This is a genomic window from Acinetobacter sp. UBA5934, assembly GCF_002430855.1.
Taxonomy (GTDB): Bacteria; Pseudomonadota; Gammaproteobacteria; order Pseudomonadales; family Moraxellaceae; genus Acinetobacter.
Map to the genome: position 1 here is coordinate 57,904 of NZ_DJDC01000156.1, position 9,149 is coordinate 67,052.

10 protein-coding genes are annotated in these 9,149 nt (G+C 43.1%); 4 read left to right on the plus strand and 6 right to left on the minus strand.

Features of this window, described 5'->3' with window-relative positions:
• Window position 1: 1 nt before the first annotated feature.
• Complete coding sequence (locus B2Y23_RS11040; protein WP_291354370.1) at window positions 2-1,153, minus strand: HlyD family efflux transporter periplasmic adaptor subunit; 1,152 nt, start codon at window positions 1,151-1,153, stop codon at window positions 2-4.
• A gap of 278 nt (window positions 1,154-1,431) precedes the next feature.
• Window positions 1,432-1,929 carry a thioesterase family protein gene (locus B2Y23_RS11045; protein WP_291354369.1) on the minus strand — a complete coding sequence of 166 codons (498 nt, stop codon included), beginning with the start codon at window positions 1,927-1,929 and terminating at the stop codon, window positions 1,432-1,434.
• A gap of 107 nt (window positions 1,930-2,036) precedes the next feature.
• On the opposite strand from B2Y23_RS11045, the gene hemB reads away from it, so the two are divergent.
• Both hemB and B2Y23_RS11055 read left to right on the plus strand, forming a co-directional pair.
• Window positions 2,037-3,050 (plus strand): porphobilinogen synthase, encoded by a 1,014-nt coding sequence (gene hemB, locus B2Y23_RS11050; protein WP_291370806.1) that lies wholly within the window; start codon window positions 2,037-2,039, stop codon window positions 3,048-3,050.
• 18 nt (window positions 3,051-3,068) lie between these two features.
• Window positions 3,069-4,193, plus strand: coding sequence for an NAD(P)/FAD-dependent oxidoreductase (locus B2Y23_RS11055; RefSeq protein WP_291354431.1), 1,125 nt, complete (start codon window positions 3,069-3,071; stop codon window positions 4,191-4,193).
• Here the strand turns inward: B2Y23_RS11055 and B2Y23_RS11060 are convergent.
• The 4 genes from B2Y23_RS11060 to B2Y23_RS11075 all read right to left on the minus strand — a co-directional run bounded on the left by B2Y23_RS11060 (window position 4,179) and on the right by B2Y23_RS11075 (window position 7,240).
• Window positions 4,179-5,087 (minus strand): TIGR01777 family oxidoreductase, encoded by a 909-nt coding sequence (locus tag B2Y23_RS11060; RefSeq protein WP_291354367.1) that lies wholly within the window; start codon window positions 5,085-5,087, stop codon window positions 4,179-4,181. The two genes, B2Y23_RS11055 and B2Y23_RS11060, sit on opposite strands and share 15 nt — an antisense overlap.
• Before the next feature lie 72 nt (window positions 5,088-5,159).
• Window positions 5,160-5,606, minus strand: coding sequence for an ABZJ_00895 family protein (locus tag B2Y23_RS11065; protein ID WP_291354430.1), 447 nt, complete (start codon window positions 5,604-5,606; stop codon window positions 5,160-5,162).
• 484 nt (window positions 5,607-6,090) lie between these two features.
• Entirely contained in the window at window positions 6,091-6,714 is a 624-nt protein-coding gene (locus B2Y23_RS11070) for a LysE family translocator (protein WP_291354366.1), read from the minus strand.
• A gap of 334 nt (window positions 6,715-7,048) precedes the next feature.
• A complete protein-coding gene (locus B2Y23_RS11075; protein WP_291354365.1) occupies window positions 7,049-7,240 on the minus strand; it encodes an NF038215 family lipoprotein in 192 nt (63 codons plus the stop codon).
• A gap of 271 nt (window positions 7,241-7,511) precedes the next feature.
• Between B2Y23_RS11075 and B2Y23_RS11080 the strand changes: the two genes are divergently transcribed.
• Window positions 7,512-8,399: a 1-aminocyclopropane-1-carboxylate deaminase/D-cysteine desulfhydrase gene (locus tag B2Y23_RS11080; protein ID WP_291354364.1), complete on the plus strand. Its 888-nt coding sequence runs from the start codon at window positions 7,512-7,514 to the stop codon at window positions 8,397-8,399.
• Window positions 8,400-8,454: 55 nt separating this feature from the next.
• Window positions 8,455-9,149 (plus strand): aminoacetone oxidase family FAD-binding enzyme (locus B2Y23_RS11085; RefSeq protein WP_291370808.1); only part of this gene is annotated, 695 nt, incomplete at its 3' end.

Genomic DNA, 9,149 nt, shown 5'->3' on the forward strand with positions numbered 1-9,149 from the left:
ACTACTTCGAAGACAAATCGATCTTCGCTTCCATAGACAGTCCCACCCGTAACGGATGTTCAGCCAGTTCTTTAGGGTCAAGCTTGATGCGAACCGGCAAGCGTTGAACCACCTTAATCCAGTTACCTGTCGCATTTTGTGCAGGAATCAGGGCAAAGGCAGAACCTGTTCCGCCAGAGAAGCCCTGTACCGTTCCGTGATATTCAACAGAATCGCCATACAGGTCAGAGGTTAAAACCACTTTTTGACCTGGACGGACTTTTTCCAGTTGGCTTTCTTTAAAGTTGGCATCGACATAAAGCTGTGAGGTCGGTACCACCATCATCAACACAGTGCCCGGCGCCACACGCTGACCGACCTGAATATTACGGCGTGTCACTACCCCATCAAATGGTGCCTTAATTTCAGTCCGTTCCAGATCCAACACCGCCTGTTTCAATTTGGCTTGTGCAACCAAAACATCGGGCGTGCTATTTTCATCCGCACCACGAATCAGCGCTTCATTGGCAGCCAGGTTGCTTTGTGCTGCTTTCTGGCTTGATTTGGCTTGTGCCAAACCGGCTTGTGCCGATGCATAGCCCGCTTTGGCGGTATTCAGCGCACTTTGTGCCGTACTGAGTTCTTCTTTAGAAATGGCTCCAGAGGCGCTCAGTTTTTCACGACGGTTTAAGTCATCCTGTGCCTTGTCCATTTCTGCTTTGGCCTCGGCCACTTTGGCTTCGGCACTATGAATCGCATCATCACTGACAAAGATTTGTGAATTCAGCGAGCTGCTATTGGCTTGTGTCTGTTTATATTGACGCTGTGCCTTGATCATTTCTGCTTTGGCCTGAGCAACGGCAATTTCTGCATCACGGCGATCTACACGTAACAGAACATCGCCTTTTTTGACCGTTTGGGTATCACTGACCAGTACCTGTTCGACTTGTCCAGTCACCATGGATGTGATTGAAGCCGTCTCTGCACCGACATAGGCATTATCGGTCTCGACAGAATGGCTGAGAAATAATTTCCAGATTGCATACAGAATTGCAGCAATGATTAAAATCAGCGCGACAAAACCCAAGGCTTTTTTACGTTTCGCTTTTAAGGCTGAATCGGAAACCGGTTGATCTGGTTGTGTTTCTGGCAGGGTATTTTGAGCATCTGTCATCAATATGTCCTAAATCCAACAGACTTGGTCACCAGCCATCCTCAATGCATTGCAGTTTCAAACTACAGGCATAGAGACAAGAGTTGTCTTGGAGATGATGTGGATGAGAAAGTCATTTTTTCAATTTTATTGGCGTGATTTTAATGTGAAAAATTCATATGATGAGAATAAAAATGTAACTCATCAGTTTCAAAAACAAATTCGGCAGCGAATTTTCATTCAATGCCGAATATTTATCTAACTTTTACTGAGTTTAACTTGCCTGTCTTACAACAAACTTAATAAGCATAAGACGCAATTGCAGTTGCAATCGGTTTGTTTTCATCATTCACCAAAGTCATACGCATGGTGCAACCCTTACGACCTAAACGCAAGGTTTCAGCACGTGCAGTAAATGACTTGCCGCGGCCCGGTGCCAAATAATCGACCCGCATATCGACTGTTGCCAAACGTGATACTTTTTTGATGGTATCAGGCAAATCATCCACATTGGCTTTCTTATACAGCTCTCCCATCGCCACAATGCCGCCGACACTGTCTAGGATTGTTGCTGCCACTCCGCCATGCAGAATCTGAAACGCGACGTTGCCAATCATATAAGGCTGCATCTCGATATACGCTTCAATCTGCCCATCCACTACCCGCATGGTCATGCCGTTATGCTGAAAAAAAGGAGATTTATTAAAGGCCTTGCATAGCTGCATAAGGACCACATCGATATCAACTTTCGAGCCTAAGTGAATGTTGCCAGTCCAATTTTTCTCTGCTTGCGTCATAGTCTGCTCGAGTTACCTTGATTAAATAAAAAATGAATACAGTCGCCCTAAACTCAAATTATGAGTCTACAATAGCTGCTAGTTTAATACTGATCATTGAGATTGTTATGACTTATACGTTCAATCGTCCAGCCTTTCCTGCTACTCGTATGCGCCGCATCCGTAAAAATGACCAATTACGTGCCATGGTACGGGAAACCCAGCTAACGACCGATCATCTCATTTACCCAGTATTCGTCCTCCCGGGGCAAAATCAGACCCAAGATATTCCAAGTATGCCGAATGTTCAGCGTCTATCTGCTGATCTGCTGTTAAAAAAATCAGAACGTTTACTGGAATTGGGTGTTTCCAAATTAGCGCTATTTCCAGTTACGCCACAAGAAGATAAAAGTCTGTCCGCTGAAGCTGCTTGGCGTGAAGACGGTCTAGTTCAGAGTACCGTCCGTTTACTGAAAAAAGAATTGCCAGAAATGGTGCTGATTACAGATGGTGCCTTAGACCCGTATACCACGCATGGTCAGGACGGCATTATTGATGACACCGGTTATGTGCTGAATGATGAAACCGTGGAATGCCTGATTAAACAGGCACTCAGTCATGCCGACGCCGGTGCAGATGTGGTGGCGCCAAGTGACATGATGGATGGCCGTATCGGTGCAATTCGTCAGACTTTGGAAGCCAATGGTCATATCTATACCAACATCATGGCGTATTCAGCCAAATATGCGTCCAGTTTTTATGGGCCTTTCCGTGATGCAGTCGGTTCATCGAGTAATTTGAAAGGCGGCAACAAATACAATTACCAGATGGACATTGGCAACCGCGCCGAAGCGCTACACGAAATTGCACTGGATATTCAGGAAGGCGCAGACATGGTGATTGTCAAACCGGGTATGCCTTATCTGGATATCGTGCGTGAAGTCAAAGATACGTTTGGTGTGCCGACTTTCGTATATCAAGTCAGCGGTGAGTACGCGATGCTGGCCGGTGCCATTCAAAATGGCTGGTTATCTGACAGCGTGATCATTGAATCACTGATGAGCTGCCGCCGTGCCGGTGCTGATGGTATCTGGACTTACTTTGCTGAAGAAGCAGCCCTTAAACTGAAAGACATGAAATAAGAATCAATGGCGCAAGCGATGAAAATTGCCATCATTGGAGCGGGCATTAGTGGTCTGATGTCTGCTTTAGAGCTTGTGGAACAGGGATGTTCCGTGATTATTTTCGATCAGCAGCAAGCAGGTAAAGCGGCATCCTGGGCAGGTGGCGGTATTCTTTCCCCGATGTATCCGTGGCGTTATCCGCATGCGGTGAATCAGCTAGCGCAATATGGCAAGTCACTGTATTTAGAATGGAATGAAAAGCTCAAGCCTGTTTCAGACATTGATTTTGAAATTCATGAAACTGGCCTGCTGATTTTTGATGAAACCGATTTTGAAACTGGTCTGAATTATGCCCGGCAATTTCAGGAACCCATGCAGCAATGCGAATATTTACAACAAGAACAAATCGAACAGCTTAATCCTTTTATTGATGCCAAATTTCAGCACGCGATTTATTTCCCCCAGATTGCCAATGTCAGAAATCCACGTTTACTGCAATCCATCACTACCTATTTAAAACAGCATCCACAAGTCGAATTTGTCGAATATTGCCCGATTGAGCAGTTCAATATGCTAAATGGCAAGGTGCAGTCCATAGCTGCTAAGAATGGCAAAACTTATGAGGCAGATCAGTTTGTGATCACTACCGGCGCTTGGTCGCAGCACTGGTCTGAACAATTGGAGATGGAAATACCCGTATATCCTGTTCAGGGGCAAATGGTGCTGTTTAAAACCCCTGCAAACTGGTTGCCGACCATGTGCATGAATGATGTGATGTATTTAATTCCACGTCTGGATGGTCATGTGGTCTGTGGTTCCAGCATGGCAGACTGCGGTTTTGATACCACCCCCACCGCAAGCACCACGCAGAAAATTTTAGAAGCCTGTTTCGAGATGGTTCCCGAACTGGCACAGTTTCCTATCGAGAAACAGTGGGCCGGTTTAAGACCCGCCTCTCCAACCGGTGTTCCCTATATCGGGAAAATGCCTGAGATAGATAATTTGTGGGCCAATTTCGGCCATTTCCGCAATGGTTTATGTATGGGGCCAGCATCTGCACGTTTACTCAGACAGCTGATGCTGGAGCAAACGCCTCTAGTGAATCCAGCAGCTTATAGCACTGAGCGTCTTAAATCTGAAGCAGGTTTAATGGCTCACTAATATATCTTCTAAAGCCATTTTTAAAGTCGGATAGTGAAACTCAAAACCGACCTCTTTCAGGGCCTTGGACACGACATATTGCCCATTCAATACCAGTTGTGACTGTTCACCCCACATCCATCGCAAAACAAAAGCCGGTAAAGAGAATAACGGTTTGCGTTTTAAAACTTGTGCAGCGGTTTTGACAAACTGCGCCTGTGTTCCCCTCTCAGGCGACACGACATTAAATATTTGTGCTTCAGTTTCATTAAGCATTAAAAATTCAATTGCTCTAAGCACATCTTGCACATGTACCCAAACGACAGGTTGCCGCCCATGTCCGATTTTCCCTGCCAGATTCAGTTTAATCGGCAATAACATACGTGGCAGAATTCCGCCATGCTTTCCAAAGACTATGCCAAGACGAATAATTTTGGTTTTTTGCTGGCTAAAACTGAGGGCTGCCTGCTCCCATAACTGGCACAATTCCGACATAAAAATAGCTTGGGGTGCTGACTGTTCTGTACAAAGGGTCGACCATTGTTCAGTCGGGTCTATACCGTAATAGCCAACGGCAGAACCGGAAATAATTCGCTTTGGAAAAATCTGTCTTTTTTCCAAGTAGCGATAGAGCTGATGCGTGGTCTCTACCCGACTGTCAATCAATTGCTGCTTTCTTTTGGCTGTCCAGCGCCCTTGCCCAATGCTTTCACCCGCCAAATTGATCACATAATCAATCCGATCGGTTTTCAGTTCGTCTAAATGCTGAATCCAGCTAAGATCAGGATGATTGGAACGTTTATTTTTCTGGCGAGTTAGCCCTACCACCGCATAATCACGGGCCAACAGATAAGGCAGCAGATGCGAGCCAATAAAACCACTGCCGCCGGTAATCAATACACATGCTTTTTGCATTTTTAGGTCTCGCCTGTTTTTTCTTATCTATAGATCAAGACAGTTTAAAACTCAAGCCTACATCCGTGTCGTTTAGCCAAACATTTTTTTGGCCATGCGCTGGGCCTGTTTGCCATAAAACCAGTAGGTCAAAATATAAAGTGGAATGGCAATCAGCAGGAACATGATCAGCACAATACTCATAAATTGCACATTTTTGAGATATAAAAGAAAATTCTGCCAGACTTCAGGATCATTCTTGGCAAAAAGGACAATGCCGAGCAATAAAAAGGCCAGGTTATAGCCCCAAAAAATCAGGGTAAATCCCCAGGTGATTTTTTTTTGTTCTTGAGCAGTTGGAGCGCGTTGTTGTTGTTTTAAAAATTTATACAGCACTAAAATCATGGCGGTTAAATAAGGCACAATGGTCAAAATGCCACCCATGCCGGTTGGCAGTAAAGCAGCCAGTACACCGCAGATACAGGTAAAAATAAAACAAAAGAAAAAAAACCATAAAAAATATCGAGTTAATGACACAATAGGCCTGCATAAGCAACGTTTAGATGATCAGTATAAAAAAAAATGAGTTTTTTTTCATTTTATTGTCAACCAATCTGTAAACCGCTGCGTTATATAGGGTACGAAGTTCATAAACCGTTAATTTGTACCGGCATCCACAATATTTTCGGTGAACTTTTCTAAAGCAATAAACTTAGTTTCAAGTTTTAGTGAGGAACAGCAGCCCAAGCTAAAACTTGCAACAGATTTTTTGACCGACGATTTCATCATCACTCGAATCGTCGGTCTTTTATTTTGTACATTCTATTTTAATCTTACTGGTCGATCTGAGCCATACGAGCGATCTAATTAACCTTAGCTCGACCGCATGCAATGAAGATAAACTCGGAAACGTCATCTACAATGTGCGTGTTCTCTTCATCTCGAAATTATTCAATTTATTTTCAGTATTTTGAATACAAAGTATTTACTGCAATCAAATCAACTTAGATCATAATTAAATGATTTATTTCATTCCAAAGATGAGTTTCAAGCCCAGTAAAGTCATGATCCCGCCTGCAGCACGGTCAAAACCGGCTTTAAATTTTAAATAGACACGACGCGGTTTTTCGGCCGACAAGGCAACTGCAACCAGGGAGCACCAGCCTGCATCAATAAAGAAGCACAGTAGCGGTAATACAAAATAATAATAGGTCGGAATTTCCTTGGGTAAAAGTGCAGTAAAAATACTGGCCAGCACAATCGCAATTTTTGGATTGGAAAGCTGGGTAATTAAGCCTGTAGTGAAGGCACGGCGCAATGACATTTGAGTGTTTGAATCAGAAGTAGATTCAATTGGTTCCTTGGCATGTTTAATAATTTTAAAAGCCAACCAGAGTAAATATAAACCACCACAGATTTTCAAAGCCAGGTAGGCTGATGGCACCGCTAATAAAAATGCCTGTAATCCAAGTACCGCCAATAAGCCAAAAACGGCAGCGCCTGTCCCTGTACCTAAAGCGGTAAACAAACCATGCTTGCGTGAAATGGCAATTGAATTTTTAGCCACATAAATAGATGTCGGTCCAGGACTCATTGCACCTAACATTAAGGCAAATGCAATTGAGCCCAAAATCCAAACTGATTCCACAGCAACACCTATCCCAAAAAATTACGTGATCATTCTACAATTTTAAAAACTGAATATCTCGCTATATTTGGCTCCATTTTTAAGGTTTTGCCTCATAATTCACTACTATTTGATCAAATTAGCCACAGAAATATACGCTGATCGACATTTCTTCCGAATGAATATAAATAGATAAATAAAAATACATTAAAAAATAGGCGAGCTGGGATTCACCCTACATTAGTGTGTAAACAGAACAGCAAATAAAGCCAGGCTATAAAGTGGCTGCTAATGATGCGAAATAGTAGTACTTTAAAAACAGTATCAGCTCAAACTCATATTGATTTAAAACGATTTACTTTTGTAAGTCTGGCTGTATTTCACGCGCGCTGAGCTGATCAACACGATAATCATGATCACTCACAGGCACGCCACCAATAATCATGGTTCTAACTTCAGTTTTTGGCTTGTTATAATCATCTTTTGCATCGCAAGCCGTCATGAGCAGCAACATGCAAAGCGATAATCCCAGGGATAGCGTCTTCATCACATATCCTCTTTTTCATCATTGTTATATGTTCTAGCTTAGCATCATTGCACATTTTGTAATCATATTTTTATTATTTAAATTCAATTACTTAAGATATATTTACAAATAAGACATATAAACATATGCGCTATATAGCAGAGGTCTGTGAAATTTTTTTACTTCATGCTTGCTATTGAAGTATGGCTCAGATCATCCTGATCCAAACAGCAAAGCTCAGATCACCATATTTTGGATACAATACGCTTAAATTTTTGTGGATCATGATGAAATGTTTGATCATATTGCCCAGTCAGTGACTTATCAAAAACTTAAGCTGGATGCCCCGGTCACTGTTACTGTTACTGTGAAGCGTTTGGATCAGATTCATCCACAGATTTCCGGCAACAAGTTTTTTAAACTGAAATACAACTTTCTGGATGCAAAACAGCAAGGGCTTAAAAAGATCCTGACTTTTGGCGGCGCCTATTCCAATCATATTGCTGCCACCGCTTATGCAGCACAGCTGTTTGGATTTGAAAGTGTGGGTATTATCCGGGGCGAAGAACTCAAAGATAAAGCGCTCAATCATACCTTGGCCACGGCGCAGCAGTTTGGCATGCAATTGCATTTCGTTTCGCGTGAACAGTATCGGGAAAAAACCGATCCTGTATTTCTTGAGCAACTGCAACAGCACTATCCAGCACATTACATTATTCCTGAAGGTGGAACAAATACGCTGGCCATCCAGGGTTGCAAGGAAATATTAACTGCCGAAGACCAGAAAAATTATGACCTGATCTGCTGTGCCGTAGGAACTGGCGGAACAATTTCAGGCCTGATTGAAGCCAGTGCAGCACATCAAACTGTGTGGGGTTTTTCTGCTTTAAAAGGTGATTTTTTACAGCACGATGTCCAGCAATGGACCAGCAAAAAAAACTGGAAAATCACCGATGCCTATTGCTGTGGTGGCTATGCTAAAACCACGCCTGAACTGTTAAAGTTTATGCAGTCCTTTGAAGCTGAGCAGAACCTTGCTTTAGAGCAGGTGTATACCGCCAAAATGATGATGGGCTTAATGGATTTAATTCAGCAAAATCAATTTTCTCCAGATACACGAATCTTGGTTATGCATACTGGAGGTTTACAAGGCCGGAGCACTGAGCAAGATCAATCCTGAAATTGGTGGAAAAATTGTCTATAATGCCCTGCTTTTATCTCCCGCGAGTTTGTCCATGTCTTCAAATCAGTACGATGTCATTGTTTTAGGTGCCGGTGCATCAGGTCTGATGTTGGCCTACATGGCAGCACAGCGTGGCCGTAAAGTTTTGGTCCTGGAAAAAGCCAACAAGGTGGGTAAAAAAATCCTGATGTCTGGTGGCGGTAAATGTAATTTTACCAATCTGTATGTCGAGCCTGAAAACTATATTTCTCATAATCCGCACTTTGTGATCTCGGCCTTAACTCGCTATACCAACTGGGACTTTATTGGCCTGGTGTGTGAACACGGTATTGAATACGAAGAGCGTAAACACGGTCAGTTATTTACCTTAAACGGTGCTAAAGAAATTTTGGCCATGCTGCTGGCCGAATGTGATAAAACTGACCTGGTCGAGATTAAAACAAGCTGTGAAGTCAAAGCGGTAACAGCTCTAGATGAACAAGGTTTCCAAGTTGCGACTAATGCAGGTTATTTCCAAGCTGAATCTGTGGTTGTGGCAACAGGCGGTTTATCTGTACCGACACTGGGTGGTTCAGGAATAGGTTATGACATTGCCAAACAGTTTGGGCATCATGTCCATGCGACCCGTGCAGGTTTAGTGCCTTTTACTTTCTCGGATCAGTTTAAAGAAGTGACCACACGTTTAAGCGGTAATGCAGTTGATGCCACCCTGTCGAATGATTTAAACAGTTTTACTGAAGCCTTGCT